The sequence below is a fragment of the Candidatus Accumulibacter sp. ACC012 genome (assembly GCF_907163155.1).
Taxonomy (GTDB): Bacteria; Pseudomonadota; Gammaproteobacteria; order Burkholderiales; family Rhodocyclaceae; genus Accumulibacter; species Accumulibacter delftensis.
The window spans coordinates 85,343-109,809 of record NZ_CAJQUC010000009.1 but is presented as its reverse complement, the minus strand read 5'-3'; the positions used below and the strand labels follow the sequence as shown (position 1 = coordinate 109,809).

The following is a 24,467-nucleotide window of genomic DNA, read 5'->3' as shown; positions in this document are numbered from 1 at the left end:
CAACCTTGCCGAGCGCACAGGGTTGGACATATTTTACAAGTGGGGCCGCCGAATCTGATGTCTTCTCGGTCTCAGGAGGCGTCCTGTCAATGAATGGGACTCTGACAAACGCTGCTTACTACAAGCTCGAAGGGGTCGTTGATCCCTCGTTGCCGTTTAGCCTCAGCGCGAGGGCGCGAGTATTGAGCGGAGGTCAGGCGCTTGCGTTTTATGCCGCAACATCCGCACAGTTTGCAGCAATTAATCTCTCTCCGACGGCAATCCTCGACGAAACAAACGCAGCAACCTTGGCAACTTTGGACAATACCACCTTCCACGACTATCGACTCGAAGGGGCTTTTGGGAGTGGCTACCAACTATTTGTGGATAATGCCCTGATTGGATCAGGGTCTATTGGCGCTTATCCCGTGAATCTTCTTCTGCTTGGAGATAGTGGTAGCTTCGGCGGCGGACGCGCCGAGATCTCAGCCTTTTCGTTCCACCAATCTGCGCTGATACCAGAACCTGCGACGCTTCTTCTTGTCTTGTCTGGCCTTGGCGTGTTGTCTTCTCGTCGCCTTAGGCGCACGTGAGCCAGGGGTTTTGCTTTTTTTGCCTAGCCTTCTGTAGTTGGTTATCTGTGGAGGGGTCGGATGGAGTTTAAGAGGATTTGTTGACGGCGCTCAGATCAGAAGCTTCTTTCGCTTGAACGAGCGGTAGGATCGCAAGCTCGGTACCGCTCACTTACGCATTAGACGCCCGCGTTTTCAGCTTTTCAGCTGAGCGCTTGTCGCCGTGAGGGGGGCGCGTTTTTCCTTATTGCAACGATTGCATCTGGTCGCTGTCTGCTGACTAGCGCAGCCACTTGCCTTTTGCGGTCGTTGCCGCTTGCTCATAGGTTGACGTATGGGCCATCCCGTTATACACAACTCACATGACATGACCGATCTCACGCATATGCTCTACGCCGGAGACGAAATCACGCAAGCGCTGGATGCCGAGCCAAAGGGATTTGACGCCGGGTTCGCCGTCGCCCTTGCGGGCGAGGAATCCGCCGAGCTGCGCGATCAGACGGATGACCTCGCGAATTGTCGGCACCTTCGTCGGTGGCTTCTTCTTGTTGAGGATAAAGGCGCCGGCCCATTCCGTTTCGGAGAAGAACAGATCGGCAGACCCCTGCGGGTGGATGCGTCCCAGGCGGATCAGGCGGGCAAGGCGCCAGGAAACGACCAGATAGACCGCCAGCGCCAGTTCCAGCTTGCTCTGGCTGCCCAGCTGCAAGGCCTCGACCCGGCAGCCGTTCTTGAGCACATGGAACAAGGTTTCGATCTCCCAGCGGCAGCGATACCAGTCGATCAACTCGACGGCCGCCTCAAGACCGACGACTTTACGATTGGTCAGCAAGCGCCATTCGACCGGCTTGCAGCCGGCGGGCGCTTCGATTTCCGTGGCGATCAGGCAGGTCACACGGACGTGACGGCCGTCCGTGCCAGGAGCGGGGAGGTCGACCGCCTGGCTTCGCAACTGCTGGCGAACGATTCGTTCCGGCTGCCCGTGCCGCGATGCCAGGGTGAATTCGATCTCGCCGAGTGGCGCTTCGGCAAGAGTTGCCGCCCACAGTTTGCCGCCTTGCGGCAAACAGCGGTTGTGCTTGGCGCGAATCAGCCAGTCTGCCGGCGTCCCCAACGCCTGGGCACGGTGCATCAGGCCGACCATGTCCGCTTCGCGGTCGGCCACATAGACCAATCGCGTTTGTGGCATCGTCGCCGCGGTTTCGGCGACCCGCTCGTAGCCTTCGATCCAGCGCGTGCTCTCGCTGATGCCCGGCCGGCTTCCGTCGGCCGCTTTCGCTTCTCTCGCCCACATCCAGGCGTCGATCACCCCGAGCGGTTCGCGTTCCGGGGTCACCGCATAGGTCGGGTGCAGATACATGCCGCGCTGGGCTTCGTACGAGAGCGGCCCGAGTCCTTCGATCTGCTGACCGTTGAAGTCCAGTTCGGTGGTGTCCTGAAGGCACAACACCACCGGGTGTTGTGCCATGCGCCTTTGGCTGCAATCCATGTGCGGTTGCAGGATCGATTGCCAGTTCAACCCGCGCTTGTCAGCGCGGGCCTGATCGAAGAAACGGTACGCTGCCACCGTCTCCGCCCAATCCCCACAGGCGCCCGGTATGCTCGCCGTCGGCTGCTCGGCAAAGCGTGTCGCCAGTTTGATCAGCCTCAGCTTCAGACGTCCGTCCCCAAGTTCAGCCCCACCAAATTCGTCTCCCGCCCAGTTTGCCATCGTCCGACCCCCATGAAAATGGGAAGGACCAAGCAAGGGGTATACCAGACAAATTCTGTCAACTACTTGCCCGGGGCGCATCGGGCGGCCAGATTATGATGAGTGAGTTGTGTATAACGAGATGCGTTAAGCCGTAAAACCACCAACGCAGTGAAGGTCTGATTGAGCTGCTTGTTAGGCATATATTAAACTGGTATGCCACTTCGTTTACCTAGTAAAACACCAAGCTCTTCAAAAACTTCATTAAAGTCGTCAGGGTTCAAATCAGGATTTTCAGTAAACTCTTTCATTTTTTTACCAATTTCACTCAGCTTCGATTTATCCATAAAATGGTTGTCATTTGTTGGGCCAAACCTATATTCATATGAAACCGAGTCGATGATTAACCTATTAACTGATTTTAGAGATAGTTTTTTCTCTTTTAACGGGTAACCAAACAATGAAATATTATACAATTCGGATTTATGAGCCTGCCCAAAATAGCTAAGAGAAATAAACCCGTCATATCCATATTTCTGGATTTCTAAGGCTAGCTCTTGGCAAATACTATATTCATTCTTTCCAGCATATGACAGCCTTTGTAACATTCTATCAACCTGCTCAAACTCAGTAGCGCCAGTTGACTTGCTTTTAGACAAATTCAACAGTTTCAATGGTTTTATAGCAAGTAGTTCTGCAACAACAATATAGTCAGCTAAAGTTGCACGTGTTTCGTGCATACAAGTTTCCACATCAGTAGCACAGTATAATATTGGCAACCTACTTGAGTTAAACCTCCCTTCGCCAATTAAGCCTACTGGGGGCGTATCAAATTCACACTCTACTGATGGAGGCATCTTATTCCCAGTTCTTACACGGTATAAAACATCACCTACGTTATAGGTAGATTCCTCACATCTTTGTATTATCTGATTCCAAATCTGACTTCGCTTTTCCCCTTCCACTTTATCGAAAACAAGTGCTTGATAGTGCGCAGTATATCCAAGTCTCCACAATGGAGGTCCATAATGAAAAAGTCCCACATTTAGTTTTTCTGAAAGCAATTGAAGATCTTTATCAATATCGGTTAAAAATATAATGTCTTTAGAGCTATGGTATTTATTGAATTGATAAACAGGTGCTGGACCACCAACTTCAGGGGGAATGGAACCATTAACAAAAAACCTCCTCATAATATCTTCTAATTCATCTAAGTTAAGGGGGTGCCCGATGGAGCCACAATTATCACATTGCTTTTGAATATTTGATTTCTTTACTAAAAGGCTTGTTTGCCGAATACCATAATTATTAAAGCATGATGTACAAACCATCAAATACACTCCGAATATGTGAATATGCCTAACGAATAGCGTTTATCTGCCGCCGCAGGGGGGAACCGGGGACAGACCACGGTTGCCCTACGAGTAGGTGGCATCGCAATGGCCGTTTCGGTCGCCCGCCAATTGGTGCTATCGACCCGCTGCGGACGCTCAAGATTTTGAAGAGCAGTCCTTCAAAGAGTCAATTTACCGATCGCTTACGACGATCCGAACCAGAAAGGTCAAACTTGATCCTCTAAGATATCATCGTCGGCGAGGTCAAACTTTGGACCCAACGATAGTTTGCGTTGAAGTAGACGATGTATTCGCTGATCCACGATGGAGTATTCGTTTGCAGGCTTACCGGCCTGCCCACCTTCAGCAGGCCTTGTTCCTGTCAATGCGACGATGCCAGCGTCCTCCCAAACTCGAATACGATTTCTCGCAGATTGACCGTTGATACGGAATTTGTTCTGTACGTCCTTGTTCGTAAAAACCATCGAATTCATTCTGACAATCTGCTGTAGCGGAAGACGCGCATAAAGCTGTGGAAGCGTTTCCACCGTGTATTTGTCGAGCGCGCGATCAACCGATTCTTTCACGATTAATGGCGGCGAGGCTTGATTTGCAAAGTGCTCATCGTGCTCGCGAACAACGGTGTCGAGAATTCGGATCAGTTCTCGTGGAGACTTCATACAGAGCGAAATCATATCTCCAAGCTTGGCAGGGGCGTCTAGCGCTGGATCACATAGGCCCTCAAACTGCGTAATTCGCTCACCGGAGAAGTGGGCCAATCTTCGTCCGATCATGTTTCTGAGGAACGGCTCTTGCCAAATGATAGTGGCGTGTGCAATCTTATCGAGGCGTACCGCCTGTTCTGTTCCTGTATAGCTTTCCTTTACCTTGTCCCACAGGAAAAAAACCCATCCAAAGTTGTCGACCTCAAGGAGTTGGGTCGTCGAAAGCAGAGGGAAGAGAAGGCCTGCAGTTGCTGCCGCAGAATTACTAGTGAGTGGCGTTTCGTCAACCTTATCTACGAGTACGACAACGCCAAGAAAACCAAACACCTTGGCGAAATCGCTGAATCTAGATAGAAGCGCCCTTGCGAACTGATTGTCATTCCACTGAGCGACGTCAGTCTTCAGAAGGTCACGAAGTCCTGCGTCAATATTCGCATCGATACCCGATGCTTTTTTTGTAATTGCAGACGCAATAGTCGAAACTAGTCCGGCGACAGCATCCCATCGCTTTTCAATCCAAAGTTTTGTCCGCTTGTGCCACGCTTGATTTAGCAGCTTGAGCGGCTCACGAACACTGGCGCTGCGTACCAGTTCCGGCCGGGAGAGGTAGAAGCGCTGCACAAGTGCTATGACCAAAGCCTCCTGCTCCGATGTCATTGTCTCAAGGTGCAAGTGCCGATCCGCTTCCTCCAAGGCGGACAACCAAAGAAGCACCGCCTCGATCGTTAAGTATCCAACCTCTGCGACAAATTTTCCGAGATCGGCGTTTGCAAGCCCACCTGAAGTGATCCGCGAGAAGTCCTCTAGAGCCACCGCTAGAGGCGCCGGTTCATCCTTCTGGCGAAGTGCCCAGCATCCCTTATAGAAAGTCAATCGCGTGGCGCTCTTGCCCGCTCCACGCGCGCCAAACAGAACCAGCGAGCGACAAGCCTGTCCTCTCACAGCAACTTCGTCGAAGTATGGCGGCCGAACAAAATAGCTATCAATGTCGGGCTCATTTTCGGCGACATATAAAGCGAATGGATTATCTTGAAATACAAGTGTCTCGAGCAATTTTGGCATTTGATCTCGCGGGAAAAAATGGGTATGCCTAAAGCAGAAGAAAAAGTGGATACGTCCGAAGTTAGGTTGACAGCATACACCGGCAGTGCCTGATCGACTGCTTTAGGACCAACCCCTTCACCGTCCGCTCCTGGCCGAGAGCTGTCCGTCACCATCCAGAAATTTCGCGTTGGTGCACCCCACGTAACCAAGGTACACGCCATCGCGAACTCAATCTCGGTCACCTTTCGAGCACGCCGGCGGAGCGGCAATTGCGCTTACGACTACCCACGTGCGCGCCACGTGGCTGCATTGAGTCGTTCCACGGCGGCGGCGTAGACGGCTTTTGAGCTGTTTGCATCTGCTTTGGCATTGAGGAGGTCGTGGATGTGTTCGGCAACGACAGAAGCAATGGCATGGACGGCCTCATGCCGGTCCAGACCTTCGGTGGTAAGGCGAGCCATCGCACGCGCAGCCGGTTCGAGATTTTCGGCAAGTTGATTCTCGACAATTGCGTGAAGGGCAGCGTGGACGGTCACGTTGGGCAACTGAACGCGTTCCTGTCTATGATATTTTTCCACAAGACCAATGCGCAACTGCTCGTCAAGCGCCAACCATTCCTCGGAGTTCGGGGGCTGATCGGGATCGTAACGATTCATAGAGGCGGTATCCTAACGACTAAGCAGAAGGGGAGCGGCGCGCTTTTATACCGAAAATTCCAGCGCCAAACTTAAGCCAAATTTTAGCCACGAAATTCAACGCCATACTTTCCAAGAAATTCAATGACCTTGAAATATAGCCCTGAGATGCTAGTTGCCCTTATTGTGTGGGCTAGGGGCATATTCACTGAAAAAGGATGCGGGGGGATAAATGTCATTTCAAGTGAAACCGGAAGTCTTCCACCATCTTCTATCTTGAGCACACACGAATACTCAACCCAATCGTTTGCCCGTGGTACCACACCTGAGATAACTTCCTTCACTTCAAGCACCACGTTATACTCGGGCATGTTTAGCGACTTTCCCATGGTTTGCACGTATCGCGCCCGAGGTCGAGATAGGCGCGCTGTGAAGGATCGCGGTTTGGTTTAGTAACCGCCGAGATTGGTGGCCAAAGTCTATCTGAACTGTGCAATCCACTCGAAATTATCCATATCCATCTGTGCCTGAACTGCCTGTTGGTTCGGCAGAATTACCGTCTTTCGGGCATCGCCCCGGTTTCTATCAATTTCGTAAGTATTCCACGACAGACAAACCAAGGCATAGGTCTCTGGTTTGTCGTCGGTCTCATAGATGACGGCGTCGGGGTCACGTCGAAATGCCAAAGGGAAGACCTCCCGACGATACAGTACGTGCTCTGGACCAATCTGCTTATGCAGCGCGTCAATAAGGATGCTCACCGCGTCGAGATACGGCATCGTCCAAGGGTTGCAAATGTGAAGCTTCAAAGACGACATAGTGATGTACGGTGCAAGGTCAACGCCATCTCGTTATACACAACTCACTTAGCATAACTTGGCCGCCCGATGGGCCCCTGGCAAATAGTTGACCGTTTTTGTCTGGTATACCCTTTGCTTTCCCTTTCCCATTTTCATAGCGCGGCCGTTGGCCGCAACCAAAAGGAGGTGTCGCCCCCGCTACCGCCGGATTTAATTTGCGAGGACAATATCCTCAACCCCACGTAGGAGGTAGACCACCGCACGGCAAGGGAGGCGACATGGACATTTTCCTCAAGAAGCACCAAGAGTCAATCCTGGGTGTGGTCGAAGGATTCGACCGGATAATCTTCAAGGGCTACCTGACCTCGATGTTTCCGGATGGTGCGTTTGGCCGCTACCTGTCCAAGCGAGGCGTGCTGCTCAAGGATGCCGGGAAGTTCTTCGAAAGCGAAACCAAAACGCTCGTCGAACACGCCAAGACGACCGCCGAAGAGGCGGGGCGTCCCTACCTCTTTTTCGCCTCCGCGCACACGCACGCGAGCGGTCGATCGAAGGAAGCGATGGCCCGGGCCATCGCCGAGCAGGACGGCATCAGCGAAGGCCTGGTCTGCATCTTCTCGGTCCTCGAACCGTGCCTCTCGTTCGCCGTGGCCGGCAATCGCAAGACGCAACGTCTGGAAGTCGTTCGGCGCAATCGCCGCTGCCTGCACCTGTACTGGTATCTGATCGACCCGGTTTTTGGCTGGATGCACGTGCGTATCCAGACCTGGGCACCGTACGCCACTCAGATTTACGTCAATGGCCGGGAGTGGCTGTGTCGGCAACTGCCGCAAGTGGGTGTCGCCTTCGAGCGGAGCGACAACAAGATTCTCTGGGTGTCGGATTTCGAAGCCACCGCGGCACTTGCCGAGCAGTTCAACCACACCGACTGGCCTGCGTTTCTGATTCGCCAGGTGGCCAGCGTCAATCCGCTCTTGCCGGCCATCGCCGCGGCGAAGTTCGACGGCTACTGGTTTGGCATGGATCAGGCAGAAGTCGCCACCGATATCCTGTTCAAGTCCAGAGCCGATCTCGAACGTATCCACCAGGACCTCGTCCATGCCGCCATCACCGGCTTCGGTGCCACGGACGTCATGCGCTTTCTTGGCCAAAAACCTCATCACCTCTTCACGGGCGAGGTCGTGATCGACAGCAAGAAGCGGCCCGAAGGTTGCCGGATCAAGTTCCGTATCCGACGCAACTCCGTCAAACTCTACGATCATCTCAACGTCTTGAGAATCGAGACCACCCTCAACAATCCGGCAGAGTTCAAAATCCTCACCTCGTCCGAAAATGCCGAGGGTCAGATCGTCTGCCGGTGGTCGCCGATGCGCAAAGGGGTCTCGAATTTCTGGCGCTATGCCGAAGTCGCTCACGGTGCCAACTCGCGCCTGATCGACGCCTTGGCCAATGCTCCCCTTCAAGGTCAGGCGATCGAGGCCATCGATCGCCTGTGCCGGTCACAGAGCAAGCCCGGTCGGCATGTCGCCGCTTTCAACCCGGTCACCGCGGAGAACGTCGCTCTGTTCACCTCGCTGCTGGCCGGCGAGTTCGCCATCAATGGCTTCCGCAACCGCGATCTCCAGGGCAAGCTTTACTCGGCCCCTGCCAATAACCCCGCCGAAATCAAGCGGCGTACGCATCGAACCAGCCGCCTGATCGCCAAACTGCGCGGCCATGGCTTGATCGCCAAAGTCACCAACTCTCGTCTCTACCGGGTCACGCAAAACGGCGTGAAAGCAATGTGGGCCGCCGTCCGCTGCCGCCGTATCGACTTTCCAGCCGCCTTCAACATGTCAGAATCATTCGCGCAATAGAGACAAGTCCTGCGGAGGAATTTCATAGGGATCGGGCGATGGCAAACTAGGCGGGAGACGAATTTGGCGGGGCTGAACTGGGGGACGGACGTCTGAGGCTGAGGCTGATCAAACTGGCGACACGCTTTGCAGAGCAGCCGACGGCGAGCATACCGGGCGCCTGTGGGGATTGGGCGGAGACGGTTGCGGCGTACCGTTTCTTCGATCAGGCCCGCGCTGGCAAGCGCGGGTTGAACTGGCAATCGATCCTGCAACCGCACATGGATTGCAGCCAAGGGCGCATGGCACAACACCCGGTGGTGTTGTGCCTTCAGGACACCACCGAACTGGACTTCAACGGTCAGGAGATCGAAGGACTCGGGCCGCTCTCGTACGAAGCCCAGCGCGGCATGTATCTGCACCCGACCTATGCGGTGACCCCGGAGCGCGAACCGCTCGGGGTGATCGACGCCTGGATGTGGGCGAGAGAAGCGAAAGCGGCCGACGGAAGCCGGCCGGGCATCAGCGAGAGCACGCGCTGGATCGAAGGCTACGAGCGGGTCGCCGAAACCGCGGCGGGGATGCCACAAACGCGATTGGTCTATGTGGCCGACCGCGAAGCGGACATTGTCGGCCTGATGCAGCGGGCCCAGGCGTTGGGGACGCCGGCCGACTGGCTGATTCGCGCCAAGCACAACCGCTGTTTGCCGCAAGGCGGCAAACTGTGGGCGGCAACTCTTGCCGAATCGCCGCTCGGCGAGATCGAATTCACGCTGGCATCGCGGCACGGGCAACCGAAACGGATCGTGCGCCAGCAGTTGCGAAGCCATGCGGTCGACCTCCCGGCTCCTGGCACGGACGACCGCCACGTCAGCGTAACCTGCCTGATCGCCACGGAAATCGGGGCGCCCGCCGGCTGCAAGCCGGTCGAATGGCGCTTGCTGACCAATCGTAAAGTCGTCGGTCTTGAGGCGGCCGTCGAGTTGATCGACTGGTATCGCTGCCGCTGGGAGATCGAAACCTTGTTCCATGTGCTCAAGAACGGCTGCCGGGTCGAGGCCTTGCAGCTGGGCAGCCAGAGCAAGCTGGAACTGGCGCTGGCGGTCTATCTGGTCGTTTCCTGGCGCCTTGCCCGCCTGATTCGCCTGGGACGCATCCACCCGCAGGGGTCTGCCGATCTGTTCTTCTCCGAAACGGAATGGGCCGGCGCCTTTATCCTCAACAAGAAGAAGCCACCGAAGAAGGTGCCGAGCATTCGCGAGGTCGTCCGCCTGATCGCACAGCTCGGCGGATTCCTCGCCCGCAAGGGCGACGGCGAACCCGGCGTCAAATCCCTCTGGCTCGGCATCCAGCGCTTGCGTGATTTCGTCTCCGGCGTAGAGCATATGCGCGAGATCAGTCATGTCATGTGAGTTGTGTATAACGGGATGGGGCAACGCCCTCCGGCGATCCGTTCTTTCCTCATCGGTCGAGCGCCGGGTTCGGTTATCCACTGCTTCCTGATGGAGTTCTCAAGCGCCGATTTGCGAGCCTGAAGTTCATCCAGTCTCTTTCTCACAGTGGCCATTTCCTTGGTGATCTTTCGCAGTTCAGCCTGGTTCTTTATCCACTGCAGATGATCTGCACCAAGCTCCTCAGCGATGTACTGTTCAAGCTCACGCCGAAGGAGTTTGCGGTATGGATTTCCCCAGACAGCCCCCTCGCGATATTGCACTTTGCCGGCACGTATGCCCTTAAGAATAAAATCCCGGCTCACGCCGTATTCCTTGGTGGCCGTTACATCACTAAGGCTTGCGCCTTTACTGATCCATTCGCCGTGTTCCGCCATTTCTCATCTCTCTGAGCGACTATACTATCGGTGGCTACTGCCTTCGGGACATCCCAAGCCGCATCAACCCTCACACACCCAAGCCCCGGCAGTCCTTCTACCTCTTCTGCGCACTCGCTCGTTGGGGCGATTTCGGGAACTTCTTGAACATCGCGTAGTGGCTCTTCAGCCGGTCGATGTAAGGCTTGTCCTGGAGCACTACGTGTTTGAACACGCCGAGGAAGGCTCCTGCATGCGCGGACTGAGGATTCAGAGGGTCAAGGGTCGGGCCAAACCACTCCGCGGCATTCTTCGTTCCCGGTGACCATTTACGATAGAAGGCAGCATCTTCCCATCCGTAGCTGATTGTTGCCCAGACCTTGCCGCCGCTATTCTCGCCGACAACCTTGATGATCACCCGTCGGCAATCGCAGTTGTCGTCAGTGCAATAGAATTCAAGCAAGCCATAGACGCCAGCCGGTACCGCACTCCGAGGAGGCACGGTGAGCACCCGCGTTTCCCCGAGATCGCCAAATCTTTCATGAAACGCCAGCATTACCATGCTCCATCCTCGTCACGTCTTGCTTGACTATGCTACAACACAATCAGAAGGCCTTGGCCACGGCGGTCACTCATTTCTATCGCATCGTCCTCGTGATCGCGAATCTGGATCAGACATACATGCTCAATCCCGGTTGCAGCGCCCATGGTTGCTATGAGTGAAATTTCTACGGCGGGCGTTTTCGTCCGGCGAAGCACGGTGCCAGCAGATGCCCAACCCCGAGGTGCAGGGGGGCCGCGCGATAAAGTTGCGCAGTATCGCTGACCCTTTACCTTCAGCGTCAGCTTTGACAATTGTGTCACTTTCGCTTCGGATCGAGAGTGTGAGTAGCATTCGTCAGTAAGCGGTCGCCCGGAGTGGCCGACCCAGACTTTTTCCGCGAACCCGGCCGAACGGCGGCAATGCGCAGTAGAGCCGACGCTCAAGGCACATGCCCGCAATGACCGCATTGGCCGATGAGCGGACGAAGGGTACCCTTTTTCGATTGTCCGCTTCGGGGTGACGACCCGACGCTCGTCCGCGAAACTAATCTCGCGGCCCTGCTCCGCCTACGCGCCCCCCAGTGCGGTCGAGACGGCAAGGCTTGTCACTTGCAGAGATACGACAAAGTGCTTGCGTACTGGCCGGAACGGGCCAGGCAGCCGGTGCGCTGATGAAGTTGCGGTGAGGAAATCCATCCGATCAGGTGAAAGGTCGGCGGCGATCACGCCAGCGCTCGTCAACGCCAACAAAAAAAAAACCGGGAACCCGCTGCCGAACCTGGCAGGGGGTCCCCGGGGGGTTGATGGACGTTCCCGTCAAGCGGCGGCTTCGGCTTCCATCCCGCCGGCGTGTCCCTTGTCGAGATCGAGAGCGGCATTGATCTCGCGTTGACGCAACCGCAAACTCGTCAGCCGCGCCGCCTTGTCAAAGGGCTTCGCCAACTCGATGAGGATGTCCGCCAAGCGCTTTTCTGCTCGGACCAAATCGTCGTTCGCGTCAGACAGTCGTCCTGCCAGACTGTTGGCCACGTTCTCGATCACCCTGAGCATCCCTTGCGGGGTCTCGGAATGATGAGCCGCATAGGCGCGTCGGCCTTTCAGGACGAAACAAGGACTATCGTCCGATGCTGCAGGGATCGAGAGATCGAGATCGAAACCGGCAAACTGCCCCACCGACCGCTCTTCTCGCACAGCCTTCCAGCCGACCTTTCGGCTTCTGGCTTCGAGGTAGTGCCGTTGGAGTGCCTCTCCCGCCGCTGATCGATCGGTATAGTGCTGGCCGTCGATCACCATGCTGAAGTGCTTACCCCGTACATCGATCCGATCTGCGAGGTCCGCTTCGATCGATCCGATCCGTTCCCGGATCTTCGCGATTCTGCCGGGCAAGGTCGCCGACTCCTGCTGGTTCGACCATCGCTGGTTGTCCCATTGGGATTTCAGAAAACCAAGCTTCGCCACTTCGGCATCGATGCCTGCCTTCTCCATCACCAGCGGGTTGCCCGATGCCAGGGCTTTCACCTCGGCATAGGATAGCGCCGCCAGTTCTACGTCCTCCGCACTGCGCATCCCGGTGTCCCCGCGCATCACCTGGGCGATAAAACGTGCCTTGGTTTCGAGGGTCTGCCAGAGGTAGGCGTCGAACGAGGCCTCGGTGACATAGCGAACGATCCGCACTTCTTCGTTCAGGTTGCCCTGGCGAATGATGCGTCCCTCCCGCTGTTCCACATCGGCCGGTCGCCAAGGGGCGTCCAGGTGGTGCAAGGCCGCCAGTCGGGTCTGGACGTTGGTGCCCACCCCCATCTTCAGGGTGCTGCCCAGGAGGATACGAACCCGCCCTTTCCTCACCGACTGGAACAGTTCTGCCTTGGCGGCATCGCTGTCATAGTCGTGGATGAAGGCCACCTCCTCTGACGGGACCCCCCGCTCGACGAGCTTGGCCCGAATGACGGGATAGACACTGAACCGTCCATCGTCCGTCGGCGTGCCGAGATCGCAGAAGACCACCTGTGTACCGCGGAACGCTGCGGTTTCCCGCCATATCGCATGGACCCTGTCCGCACACTGATTGAGCTTGCTGTCCGGATCTTCCCGGCTGGCAGGATCGACCAGTCGCATGTCCAACGCAGCCTTGCGGCCGTCGTTGGTCACCGCCAGCATGTTGTCTTCGCTGGGCATGACCTGGCCGTTGCGGATCGCTTTCGCCCGCGTGACCAGCGTGGTCACGAAGGCCTTCAGTTCCGCGCTGGGCTTGGCGGCGATGGTTTCCAGATGGTGCCTGGGTACCGGCAGCTGCAGCATTTCGGCGGTGCGGATATCGGCCACTTCCCGGAACAGGGTCATCAGCTCCGGTAAATTGACGAAGCGCGCGAAACGCGTGTTCATGCGATAGCCACTCCCATCCGGCGACAACTCCAGCGCCGTAACCGATTCCCCGAAGTTGCCCGCCCAGGTGTCGAACTGCGACAGCTGATGGGCGTCCAGCGTCGCCGGCTGCAAGTAGCGTTGCATGGTCCACATCTCGGCCATCGAGTTCGAAACCGGTGTCCCGGTCGCGAATATCACCCCGGAACGGCCACCCTGCTCGCCCATCACATGGCGCGTCTTCACGAACAGATCGAAGGCACGCTCGGAGTGGCTGTTTGGCAAACCGGCAACCCGCGTCATTTTGGTGAAGCGGTAAAGGTTCTTGAAGTAGTGAGCCTCGTCGACAAACAGGTAGTCGATGCCCAGTTCCTCGAACGTGAGCAGGTCATCCTTTTTCGAACGAGCCGACAGCTTCTCCAGCCTGGCGAGCCAGACCTTCTTGGCCCGCTCCAACTCCTTGACGATCCGATTCCCCCGCTGCTCCGATGTCGAGGCCCGGATGGCACGCTCGATTTCGTGGACACGCGCTTTGATGAACGACGCCATCGCGGCGTCGCTCATCTTGATCCTCTCGAAAGAGGCATGGGTAATCAGCACGGCATCCCAGTCGCCGGTGGCAATCCGGGAAAGTAGCGTCCGGCGTTGGTCACCGGCCAGGTCGTCCTTGCTGGCCATCAGGAGATTGGCCCCCGGATAGGCCCGCAAGAACTCCGTCGCGAACTGCTCCAGCATGTGGTTGGGCACCACGTAGCACGGCTTGCTGGCCCGGCCGAGGCGGCGCAACTCCATGCCGGCGCAGACCATGGTCAGGGTCTTGCCGGCACCGACGACGTGCGCCAGCAGGGTATTCACCCCGCTGGAGACGATTCGCCAGATGGCGTCCTTCTGGTGCCGATGAAGCGCGTACACCTCGGAAAACCCCGGTAAAGAGAGCCCTGAACCGTCGAACGCCCGCAATCGCACCGCGTTGAACTGGTCGTTGTAGCGCCTGACCAGCCGCTCGCACCGCTCGGGATCGGCGAACACCCAGGATCGGAACTGCTCCTTGAGTGCCTGCTGCTTTTCCCTGGCGACGAGGGTTTCCTGCGGGTTCACGACTGACTGCTCGGTGAGCGGATCCCGGTCCCGAATGGTCGGAACCGTCTGGTTCAGGCTGATCAGGAACAGCTCACCCGCCGTCATGCGCCGGGTGCCGTAGGTTTGCGTCGAGGCGACCGAGCGTTCGCCTGGCCATGGCACGTTGATGTTCCACGCACCGGCCTCGGCGCTGAACTCCACCGTGCAACCCTCGCACCCCAGGAGATGATCGAGGAATGCGCCGTAGTCACGCGAGGGGATCCAGGTCGAGCCAATCCGGGCATCGATTTCACCCGGCCCCAGGTCCGTCGGGATGACCGCCTGCAGGGCTTCAACGTTGCGGAGATAGACTTCCCCGGCCGTTTCCGCCATCGCCAGCTTGTTGCGCACGTTGCCGGAGAGATAGGCATCGGCGGTTTCCCAGTCGCCGGATTGCGGATCGAGAAAGATCAGGCCACGACCCGCCAGGTCCGGGAGAAACTGCTCGACCGCCAGCCCCAGCAAGGACGCCATCCGCGTCGGATCGACGCGTCCGGCTTCGTGCAGGGAGACCAGCAGCGCTTCGTCGGCTGACGAACAGCGCTCCACCTTGCGGACCGCGCCCACCGTTCTGCGGGAGAAGAGGTCCGCCTTCACGGCCGTGCCGCTTTCCCGATCGAAGTCTTCGAGCGAGAGCAGCAGCGGCAGATCCGGATCCCCCTTGAACGCCCGCTTGTTGACCATCGCGTGGAGAATGCCGTGTTGCGCCACGAAGGTATCGTAGGCGGTGTTCAGGGCGGCCCGGTGTTCGCCGAGTCGACCATCGTCCGCCGTGACGGGCTGTAGGTGCAAGAGCCGGCGTGCCGCATCGCGAATCGCCATCAAGCCACGAATCCGCCGGGCGGTTGATACCGTCGCGTCGATGACCCGCAACGCATCGCCTTCCGAGATGGCCAGGCGGCCATCCGGGGTCAGGCAGTACGCGCCGGGCTTGACGAACTCCGGTGCAGCGACAAGGTGCTCCCGCGGCATCGACAACAGGTTCTCGACGGCACGAGGGAGATACACGTCCTCGGGCAAGCGGGCAACGCGCTCTGTCAATGCGCTGCTCACATCACCGTCAAAGATCGCCGCATTGGCCGGACCGAAGCCATTCGACTTGAGCCCCATGCGACCGATCAGCAGGTCCGGATGGTCGACATACCAACTCGAGATGAACAGGCGTCGATCCGTGTCACACATCGACCGCGGGGCTTCGCTGACGCCGATCCAGTCGCCAGCGGCCTGCTCACCCTCCGCCAGTTTCTGGAGGAAGACGATATCGGTCGTGACGTCCGTGTTGGCAATCTGCGAGAACGTGCCGGACGGTAAGCGAATCGCGCCGAGGAATCGGGCCTGCTCACCAATATGGCGCCGTGCCCGGTCATCGCCCTTGTCGAGCGTCCCGGCCGAGGTGATGAAAGCCACCAGTCCACCGGGGCGAGTCACCTCCAGAGCGCGAGCAAAGAAGTAGTCGTGGATGAGGAAGTTGGCATACGGCACATTGCGGTCCTCGGGCACCGGGTAGTTCCCGAAGGGAACGTTCGAGATCACGAGGTCGTACCAGTCCTTCGGCAAACGCGCTTTCTCGAAACCGACCGCGAAGGTCCGCACGCCATGAGGAGCATACAGGCTCGACAGGATGCGCGACGACACGCGATCGATCTCGACAGCCGTCACTTCCGAGGTGGCGGCCAAATCTCTTGGCATCGCCCCGATGAAGTATCCAACGCCCGCTGAGGGTTCCAGCACACGACCGCCCCGAAAACCCAACCGGCGAACGGCGCGCCACATCGCCTCGATCACGAAGACTTCGGTGAAGTGGGCGTTGACGACACTCGCCTTGGCGCTTTCGTAATCTTCGCCCAACACATCGGGCAGAGATTGGGCTCTCGCCTTCCACGCCCGATCGTCCTGATCGGGATTGAACGCCTTGGGAATGCCGCCCCATCCGGTGAACCGGTTGAGGATGGCGCGCTCGTCGTCGTGGGCAGCGCGGTTCTCTGCGGCCAGGCGAGAGAGGAGCGCGATGGCCGCCAGGTTCGCTTCGAACTTGGCGACGTCACCACGAAGACTCGCATGCAGCGTAGGCTCGAGTGGGTCCCAGGGACTGCGAGCTGGCCCCGTTGCCGGAGCCGGAGAGCATGTTGGTTCGACGAACGGAAAAGCGATGATCTCCGCCGTCGGACATGCAGCGAGTACTGCTTGCGAATCTTGAGGAGTAAAGCCCGGCAGCCACAGAGTGGTCTGGGCGAGTTGAGTGAGTTTCACGTGGGTCTCCTTGAAAAGTCGGAGACACGTACCCCTTCCGGGGGGTGTCCCCGGAAGGGTGGAATCAACAACATGGGTCATGGCGCGCCGACTCTCGCCAGGCGCCACGGCTTCGCTGCAAACTTGCAGCCTCGCGACACCTCGCGCGTGCGCTATTGACCCATTGCGAGGTCGTCGTCGCGGTTCATGAGTCCCAGATCGACGAGGTACTGCTTCAGTCCGTCGAGGTCGCGGCGGTGCCGCATCCAACCGTCCTCGAAGATCTGAAATCCGTGGATCTCGAAAATGGTTCGCTTACGCGGGTTACGGACGTCGGCGGAGAAGCTGCCGCGCTCGTCCGGGTTGATGAAGTACCGATAGCCGGTGCTCCGGGGTACTTGAGTCATGACGCCTCCGTGAATCGTGCGAAAGACGCCATGCCTCGCTGGAGGCTCGCGCCCCCGCGTGGGGTGGTAGGAATGCTGTTTGTTTGTGGCGGCCAGCTACCGCCTTTCAGGTCCCGTCCGACGGATGGGTCCAGAATCCGCTTTCCGCAAAGGGCTGCGTCAACCCTCTGGGGAAAGCCCGGCGTTGCCGCCGGTGGTTTATTGGGAATCGCGTGACCAATACCGTTTCAGCACCCGATCCCGAATCACTTCGGGATCGAGGCCAGACAACGCGCAGCACGCGTGGTACGAGAAGGCGTTCGAGCAATCCTTCGGGGACAGCAGCCAGTCGAGGATCTCCACCCGTGTGGCGGCGCAGACCCTCGAATCGAACAGAGCGCGCAGCGACTTGTGCAGCAGGCGCCTGTGGAGCCTGACAAGATCATCGTCAGTCCACGGGACTCCTTCGCAAAGTGTTGCTGCTCGCTCGGTGCGAACCGACGCCCGTCGTGCTAGTCGCAGTCCATCAGCTATGGATAGAGACAGCGCGATCACTTCCTCGCGGGGCGCCTATTTCGCTACACCGACAATCGCACTGGCCGGCGAAGCCGTATCCGTCAACGCCGCCTTACGACTGCGATAGGCACGAAGCAACTGCTCAAGATCGCCGTCGTCGGCGGCGTCTTCGGCCTGGGCGTAGCGTTCGTCGAGGTCATCAACGGATGCGGCCTGGCTGATGCTGCTGAGGAACACATCGAGGGGCGGTTTGCCACCTTCACGACCGGACTTCTGGTCGCCCGCCCCCGTCTCCTTAGCCTTCGATTCACTCGACTCTTCGTCGATGACCGGAGCCCAGGAGCCGTCGATTGCCTCGGCCATCCCGATGTTCTGGGTCTTACCGCGTTCATTGAGTTCGTCCATGGCCAGTGCCATGGCCAGCTCGGGCGATTTCGGCAGCAGATTGCACAGGCGGCGAATGGCCGTCTTGAGGCCCATCGGGACGAAATGCGTGTCCCACGGACTCTCCTTTCGGTTCTTTTTCGCCATCTGGTAGCCGCGGGAGTGGTCACGTACCCACTCGACCTGCTCCTTCGACAAGGCGTGGAAGGTGCGTGAGCCATCATTGAACACCGCCACGGCATAGAAACCGGCGATCGCTCCACGCTCGTCGTCGGACGCCGGGAAGCCGTTCTTCTTCAACGGCTCGTGCATCAAGGAACGGTTGAGGCCCAGGACGATGTCGAACTTGTCGTTGATCCGCACTTCGTGCGCATAGATGTCCTGCACGCTGCCGCTGTTGCGCGCGAGTTTCACGAGCCCCTGATAGCCGGGAATCAACTGGCACTGGCTACCGAACACGACGAGATGCGCTTCGCCCATCAGGCCGATTTGCAGACCGAGCTGGCAAGACTGGATGACCGCCGCGACGACACTGCGTGGATCCACTTCAGACAGCTTCGGATTCATGCGAAACGCAGTCAGTGCGATCCGCGCCATGCGCTCCGCGCTGAGATGCTTGGGCAGCGCGCGGGCGATTTCGCCCTTGAGCTGTTCGAGCATCGCTGGAAAAGACACCACGCTGGTCGTATTCCCCTGACGGGCGCTCTGGATGTTACGCAAGGTTTGAGACATGGTTTCCTCCAAATACAAATGGCGGAGACACCATGCCTCCCGGAGCGGGGACGGGTCTCCCCGCCGGGGTCGATAAACTGAAAATGGCCGCCGATCAGGCGGCGTCGAACTCGAAAGCGTCGGTGTTGGCTGCCCAACGCGGGAGCGAGATCAATTCGATCTCCCCCCCGGGCTGGTAAGCCGGCCAGCTTCCGGAATCCTGGCACCACTTCAAAAGCTGTAGTGCTGCCCGGTACTTCTTGCGACCGACCTCGATGATTTCGGGATCGGCCCGGTAAAGCGCCACGGCATGGGGAGCCTCTTTCTCGACGGCGACGAAGAGAAAGGGCAGCTCCGTGCCGGTCACGGCTTTCATTCCATCGACGTAGAACGCCGCTTGAATGTCGTAGCCGAGGTTGGCGATGGCGCGAGAAAAGCCTCGGCTGCTGGCATCGACACAGCTCTTGAGATCCGCCACGGCCGTCCCGTTGAACCAGTCCGGACGACAGCGACAGCGGATCCCGGTGAGCGAGTCTGTCCAGAACGCCGACAACTCGGCTTCTCCCTGCGTGAACAGGCGGGCCGCCCCCTCGTGCGCGTGAACGGCGGCGCGCAGTCGAGTTAGATTCGCCAGGTCGTCGGAAGTGATCAGGGTTTTGCCCTGATTCTCCTGTTCGAAGCGGGCGGCGGCTTCCTTGCCTTCCTTGGTGCGGCGATCAAACTTCTCGACCACCGCAAACTCTTCGAAAAAACGATCCGGTTCGAGGACGTGGGTGTGAACCGCGGTGCCAAACGCCATCGCCGGCGTGGGTGGCGACGGATGATCGAGGGCTTCGCGCAAATGCGCTGGGCTCTTGAGCAGTTTGATGATTCCCGAATGGCCGATCGATTGATCCGCGTGGTATTGCTTGGCCGGCATGCGCAGCAGGCCAGGATGGCTGACGTCCATGGTGCCTCCAGAAGAAAAATGCCGGAGTCACCAGCCCCTTCCGGAGATGACGTCCCCGGCTGGGTGGATGAAAATGCTGTTTGTTTCGTGCGGCCAGCTACCGCGACTTGCTCGGGCGAAGAATCGCTCGATCAAAGGCTGCTTTCCGGAGGGCGCTTTGCAAACGCACTCGGGAAAGCCCCGGCAAGCCGGGGCGTGGTTCAGTTCGCTGCTTGTTCTTGCTTCGAGAGGATCAGAGCCCGTCGGAGCATCTGGCGGGTTTCCGGGTCGGTGCGTCCTGCCTGGAGTCTCTGGTGGAGATCGCAGGCACGATTCATCGAGAGCGCCGAAAAGAGTCGAACGAGACGCGGCTTGGATTGCACGACTTGATCGTGCGCGGGGTCAGAAGCCATGGTCAGAGCCCCAGCGCGCGAACGATCGGGCGGCTGATGATCCAGCCGGTGATGCAGCAAGAAAGAAGAACGAGTGCCATGAGATGCCTCCTAGAAAGAAAAAAGGGCATCCCTCCCCTGACGCGGAGGCGATGCCCCGCAGGGGAATGAGCGTTCAGGCGATCACTTCGAACGAAGCCTCACCGCTCTTGGCGGAATCGATGTCGATCCCGGTCCGGCGCTGGACAGCCGGTCTGTCGTACTGCTGCCAATCGGAAGTCGTAACGTTTATGACCTTCGCTGGCTCGGGTGCTTTCGTCACTTCGGGTGTACGGCTCAACAGCTTCTTCAGGCCTTGTGCCGAGGAGCGGAGAAAGGACAAAAGTGAGTGAAGCCCTGCCAGCATGGCGAGGACGAGAATGACACGTTCCATGAGCAAACCTCCTGAGGTGGAGGGCAGTCGGCTCCCGGTCCGGGAGAATGACCGCCCGGTGGGGGAAAGAAGTCACGATCTGCTCAGAACGAATCCATGACCGGCAACTCGTCGACAGCTGTACTGCTTGGCTCATCAGACGAGCCCGTGTCGGCGCGACGAGGGACGGAACCCGATGCCTTGGCGTCCTTCGCCGATGGACGAGCACCGAGCATCTGCATTTCGCTGCCGATGATCTCGACGACGTAGCGATCCTGACCTGCGCTGTCCTGCCACTTGCGGGTCTGGATGCGACCTTCGACGTAGATCGGGGAGCCCTTCCTGAGGTACTCGCCGACGACTTCGGCCGTACGGTTGAAGAAGACCACGCGGTGCCATTCGGTGGTTTCCTTGCGTTCACCGGACGACTTGTCCTTGCTGATCTCTGTGGTCGCGATCCGGATCGTGGCGATCGCTTCGCGGTTCTGGGTGTAGCGAACCTCGGGGTCGGCGCCGAGATGGCCGATGAGGGTGACTCTGTTCAACGAGGGCATATGACCTCCTGACAAGGAAGGCAGGGACGCCGCCGTATCCTGACGGGGCTACCCCGCCGGGGGTTGGAGAGAATGCTGTTTATGAAGAAGGCCAGCTACCTTCACTTCGATCGTCATAGACGGAACGAGAGATGGCTGAATTCTCTGCCGTCACGATCGTCGCAGGAGTTCGAAATGCGTCGCTTATGGTTGCATTTCGAAGGTCGCCATCGCGGTTCAAGCGATACGCTGGGCTTGATCGACACCCTGGGAGACGGCAAATGGCACAGCGACAGCGGAACGATTCGACGCACATTCCATCGGTCCGGCAGGACAACAGCCGGCCCTTCCTGACGCAGAAGGCCGTGCTCAATTCACTGCACGCGCAGCAGATCTTCGACCGTGGCTACGAGATGTGCGCCAACGCGCTGTTCTCGTTGAGCGTGGTCTTGAGATTCATCGGGAGCGAAGAGCAGGCGCAGGAAGTCGATGCCTTGGTCGATACTCAGATCGACCAGACACTGGAGGAGATTCGCAAAGAGTCGCTGCGGCTGAAGGAAGTTGCCGAGGGGAACGGCATCGAAACTGCGATCGGCTACACCAGTGCCAAGACCATCGATGTGCAGATCACCTCGCCGCGCTCAATCAAGTACCTGGCGATCATCCGCGAGTTCGACGGGATGATGGCCCACCTGGATGCGCTCTGGCTGTCATGCGTCATCAGCGACAGCCAATACGCGCGCGGGGTCTATGAATGGAAGCGGCGGATCCTTCGTCTGGCCGGACAGATCCGGCAGCTCGCTACGCGTGCGGTGCTGGCGGCACGGCGGAAGGAGACGGGTGGGGTGGTTGCTGAAGAGAAAGAGCTTCCGGCTGTGGAGCATCGCGATTTGGAGACGGCAGGCACCCCGGACGAGTCCTCGCAGACAAGGTAACTGGCGATCAACACCTCAGGGAACCGAGCGGTTCAGCGTTCGCGTCAGCGAGCACGGCGCCAGATCTGCCGGACCAGTCTGACGTGTGGCGTTGCTGGCGAGCTCAGATAAGTGGCGTCACACTCCGGCGCTTTTATGACGGTACCCGAGGCAGCGATGTGACATCGTCTAAGTTATCTCGCCCGAGCAGGTCAAGCAGCTCTCCGAGGCTCCTCCAGGCATTCTTCTGCTCTAATGTCAGGTCTTGGCGCTGATAGATCCGAACCAGTCTGTTTTGCTGAACGTGATTAAGGCACTTTTCAATTACGTCTGGACGGATACCGAGCATACCCATCAACGTGGCTCCAGTTCGCCGTAGGTCGTGCGGCGTCCATTTCCCCCGTGGAAGAATTAGAGATGACACGTTACTACTGCGGTTGCTCAGTGCTGGTCTGTCACCCCGCTGGCGATCGCCGATCTGCTTGGCCAAAGACTTGAGGCACAGGTGATTGCTCTTATCGTGCGAAGGCAAGACCCAAGGACATCTAATTTTCACGCCTTCCGCGTTGAAGGAAGTAGCCGTGATGTCGCGAAGCTCCTTGAACCGATCGACCGCGAAATCGGACAAGAACACCGTGTGCTCCTTGCCATTCTTGGCATCTTCTGGGGGGATGCGCCAGACGCCTTTTTCAAGATCAATCTGATCCCAACGGGCCATCGACAGCTCGCCAACGCGACAACAGGTCGCGAGGATGATCCAGACGGCCAGTTCCGATGTCTTTGCCATTCTGGCCGCCGACAGCTTGCTCTTGAGCAAACGAACCTCGTCCTCACTCAATACTCGGCTACGCTCGACTTTCTTGCCAAAGTCATCGCGTTTCATGTGGCTGCTCGGATCAGTAGTTACGAGGCCACGAACGATGGCGAAGCCGTACATCTGGCGAATGTCGCCGAGGAGGTTGCGAGCAAGAATGCGGGCGCCTCTTTCCACAACGTTGTCAAGTACCTGAGCGACCATCGGCCTCGTGACATCCTCCGCCGCAACATCACCCAGGCTGGGGAACACGTCTTTCTCGAACGATCTTCTTGCTTCTTTGCCGGCATCCTTCCGCGCCGACAACTCAAGCCTTTCCCAGCGATCAAAAAGAGCCCGAACGCTTAGGCGTGACTTGAAAGATTCGGCCTCAGCAATCCGGCAGTTGAGCTTGGCTAGCTCCTCCGCTTGCACCGCCCGAGCAGAGAGCTTCCGCGTGCGCGCCTGTTCAGTTGGATCCAAACCCTTACTGACGTAGGCAGCGGCATCCGCTCGCACCTGACGGATCTGGGCGAGCGAGTCTTTTGGCCAAGTCCCGCAGGTGTAGTCTTTAACCTGACCGCCGAATCTGTATCTCCAGCGAAACATGACCGAGGCTGCATCACCACGCGTTCTCACGACACCGTAGAGGGCGTGCTCGTCGCTCAACCTCTTACCTGCGTCAATAGCGGAAAGGGCCTGCAATTGCTTCACGGTCAGTCTCGCCATGGTCGCGCCCCTAACATCTCAAAATGTGCCCAACAATGTGCCCAACAAAAACCTAGGCTACCCCTGGATTCTATCGGACTCCTCTGGATGGTGCAATCGGAGAGATATGGAATAAATTACTTAAAAACAATATATTACGAATCTACTGCGGCCTTATGTGGATCACTGCGGACGTTTCAGTACTTGGCTACGAACCAAGGGGTCGGGCGTTCGAATCGCTCCGGGCGCACCAATAGATTCAAACAGAAAGGCCAATCTTCGGATTGGCCTTTCTGTTTTTTGATGGCTGGGGGAACAATCAGGGGAACAGTGCGCTGCTGGTAGCCCTTGCAGTCACCTTGTACTACGGTGGGGCAGCTTCCATGCCAGGCGACCATCGCGAACCCCTTGCGCTGCGATTTGGAAGCCATCGGCCCGCCACACAGCCCCGCCCGCATCAACTCTCTCGTGCCGCGGACTCAACGCCGTGAACGCTATGGTTCCAGGTCTCCGCGCCCAACGGCAGTTCATTCAGCTCGGCACGGGCTTCCCGCCACGTCGGGAAATGCTGGTCGAGCAGCGCCACGAAGCGCTCGCTATGCGTCGGCTCGACCAGATGCAGCATTTCATGCACAACGACGTATTCAAGCAAATCCTTGGGCTTTTTCACCAGCTCGGAATTCAGCCGAATGCTTCCCGCCCTGGGGTTGCAGCTACCCCACTTCGTCTTCATGCGCTGCAGCAAGTAACCGGAAGCTTTCACGCCAAGCCTCTGCTCCCATTTCTTGATAAGGGCAGGTACGACTTCGTGAAGCAATGAGCGAGGCCATTCCAGCATTACCTCTTCCCGCTTGGCCAACCCACTGCCTGGGCGCACGCTGAGCGTGATTCGGCGATGATCCAAGCTCACGCTTGGCTTGGCGTCCTTCTCGACAATGGACAACAGGTAGCGCCGTCCCCAGAGGTAATGGCTTTCCCGCCCGACAAACTGGCGCGGGGTCTCTCGCGCCTGTGCCAGCAGCTTCGCCTGCTGGTCACGAATCCAGCTCAGCTTGGAGATGGCATAGGCTCGGGCCGGTCATGCCGTGCAGCGCCCCCGGAATACCCGCCTCCGGCT

General features: G+C 58.2%; 18 protein-coding genes and 2 pseudogenes. 4 read left to right on the top strand and 16 right to left on the bottom strand.

The annotated features are described in order from the left end of the window. Positions 1-89 precede the first annotated feature (89 nt). Positions 90-572 carry a PEP-CTERM sorting domain-containing protein gene (locus QZ648_RS11345; protein ID WP_291997084.1) on the top strand — a complete coding sequence of 161 codons (483 nt, stop codon included), beginning with the start codon at positions 90-92 and terminating at the stop codon, positions 570-572. A 337-nt stretch (positions 573-909) separates the two neighbouring features. Here the strand turns inward: QZ648_RS11345 and QZ648_RS11340 are convergent, their stop codons facing one another. From QZ648_RS11340 to QZ648_RS11315, 6 genes are all read right to left on the bottom strand, one after another. After that, positions 910-2,262, bottom strand: coding sequence for an IS4 family transposase (locus QZ648_RS11340; protein ID WP_291997083.1), 1,353 nt, complete (start codon positions 2,260-2,262; stop codon positions 910-912). 185 nt (positions 2,263-2,447) lie between these two features. Further along, positions 2,448-3,572, bottom strand: coding sequence for an RES family NAD+ phosphorylase (locus tag QZ648_RS11335; protein ID WP_291997235.1), 1,125 nt, complete (start codon positions 3,570-3,572; stop codon positions 2,448-2,450). A gap of 230 nt (positions 3,573-3,802) precedes the next feature. Continuing rightward, positions 3,803-5,362: a hypothetical protein gene (locus QZ648_RS11330; RefSeq protein WP_291997082.1), complete on the bottom strand. Its 1,560-nt coding sequence runs from the start codon at positions 5,360-5,362 to the stop codon at positions 3,803-3,805. Between the two features lie 263 nt (positions 5,363-5,625). Next, positions 5,626-6,000 (bottom strand): hypothetical protein, encoded by a 375-nt coding sequence (locus tag QZ648_RS11325; protein WP_291997081.1) that lies wholly within the window; start codon positions 5,998-6,000, stop codon positions 5,626-5,628. Between the two features lie 83 nt (positions 6,001-6,083). After that, positions 6,084-6,350 carry a hypothetical protein gene (locus tag QZ648_RS11320; RefSeq protein ID WP_291997080.1) on the bottom strand — a complete coding sequence of 89 codons (267 nt, stop codon included), beginning with the start codon at positions 6,348-6,350 and terminating at the stop codon, positions 6,084-6,086. 108 nt (positions 6,351-6,458) lie between these two features. Next, positions 6,459-6,758, bottom strand: a complete 300-nt coding sequence (locus QZ648_RS11315) for a hypothetical protein (RefSeq protein ID WP_291997079.1) — start codon at positions 6,756-6,758, stop codon at positions 6,459-6,461. Between the two features lie 299 nt (positions 6,759-7,057). Between QZ648_RS11315 and QZ648_RS11310 the strand changes: the two genes are divergently transcribed. After that, a complete protein-coding gene (locus tag QZ648_RS11310) occupies positions 7,058-8,635 on the top strand; it encodes a hypothetical protein (protein ID WP_291997078.1) in 1,578 nt (525 codons plus the stop codon). A gap of 59 nt (positions 8,636-8,694) precedes the next feature. Further along, positions 8,695-10,026 (top strand): annotated as a pseudogene (locus QZ648_RS11305) (IS4 family transposase); the annotation flags it as partial. Here the strand turns inward: QZ648_RS11305 and QZ648_RS11300 are convergent. From QZ648_RS11300 to ssb, 8 genes are all read right to left on the bottom strand, one after another. Further along, entirely contained in the window at positions 10,014-10,442 is a 429-nt protein-coding gene (locus QZ648_RS11300) for a hypothetical protein (RefSeq protein ID WP_291997077.1), read from the bottom strand. The pseudogene QZ648_RS11305 and the gene QZ648_RS11300 overlap by 13 nt on opposite strands. A gap of 97 nt (positions 10,443-10,539) precedes the next feature. After that, the gene (locus QZ648_RS11295; RefSeq protein WP_291997076.1) at positions 10,540-10,983 is read right to left on the bottom strand and encodes a hypothetical protein; all 444 of its coding nucleotides are present in this window, start codon (positions 10,981-10,983) and stop codon (positions 10,540-10,542) included. Positions 10,984-11,780: 797 nt separating this feature from the next. Further along, positions 11,781-16,694 (bottom strand): DEAD/DEAH box helicase family protein, encoded by a 4,914-nt coding sequence (locus tag QZ648_RS11290; RefSeq protein WP_291997075.1) that lies wholly within the window; start codon positions 16,692-16,694, stop codon positions 11,781-11,783. A gap of 152 nt (positions 16,695-16,846) precedes the next feature. Further along, the gene (locus tag QZ648_RS11285; protein WP_291997074.1) at positions 16,847-17,080 is read right to left on the bottom strand and encodes a hypothetical protein; all 234 of its coding nucleotides are present in this window, start codon (positions 17,078-17,080) and stop codon (positions 16,847-16,849) included. Positions 17,081-17,629: 549 nt separating this feature from the next. Continuing rightward, positions 17,630-18,691 (bottom strand): recombinase RecT, encoded by a 1,062-nt coding sequence (locus tag QZ648_RS11280; RefSeq protein WP_291997073.1) that lies wholly within the window; start codon positions 18,689-18,691, stop codon positions 17,630-17,632. A gap of 94 nt (positions 18,692-18,785) precedes the next feature. Further along, positions 18,786-19,619 (bottom strand): PD-(D/E)XK nuclease-like domain-containing protein, encoded by an 834-nt coding sequence (locus tag QZ648_RS11275; RefSeq protein WP_291997072.1) that lies wholly within the window; start codon positions 19,617-19,619, stop codon positions 18,786-18,788. Positions 19,620-20,165: 546 nt separating this feature from the next. After that, positions 20,166-20,423 (bottom strand): hypothetical protein, encoded by a 258-nt coding sequence (locus QZ648_RS11270; protein WP_291997071.1) that lies wholly within the window; start codon positions 20,421-20,423, stop codon positions 20,166-20,168. An 83-nt stretch (positions 20,424-20,506) separates the two neighbouring features. Continuing rightward, a complete protein-coding gene (gene ssb / locus QZ648_RS11265) occupies positions 20,507-20,956 on the bottom strand; it encodes a single-stranded DNA-binding protein (RefSeq protein ID WP_291997070.1) in 450 nt (149 codons plus the stop codon). A 260-nt stretch (positions 20,957-21,216) separates the two neighbouring features. Between ssb and QZ648_RS11260 the strand changes: the two genes are divergently transcribed. Beyond that, positions 21,217-21,870, top strand: coding sequence for a hypothetical protein (locus QZ648_RS11260; protein ID WP_291997069.1), 654 nt, complete (start codon positions 21,217-21,219; stop codon positions 21,868-21,870). 133 nt (positions 21,871-22,003) lie between these two features. Here QZ648_RS11260 and QZ648_RS11255 read toward each other — a convergent pair whose 3' ends face one another. Both QZ648_RS11255 and QZ648_RS11250 read right to left on the bottom strand, forming a co-directional pair. Then, positions 22,004-23,371, bottom strand: a complete 1,368-nt coding sequence (locus QZ648_RS11255; RefSeq protein WP_169068237.1) for a site-specific integrase — start codon at positions 23,369-23,371, stop codon at positions 22,004-22,006. Positions 23,372-23,807: 436 nt separating this feature from the next. Then, positions 23,808-24,425 (bottom strand): annotated as a pseudogene (locus QZ648_RS11250) (SprT family zinc-dependent metalloprotease); the annotation flags it as partial. Positions 24,426-24,467 lie beyond the last annotated feature (42 nt).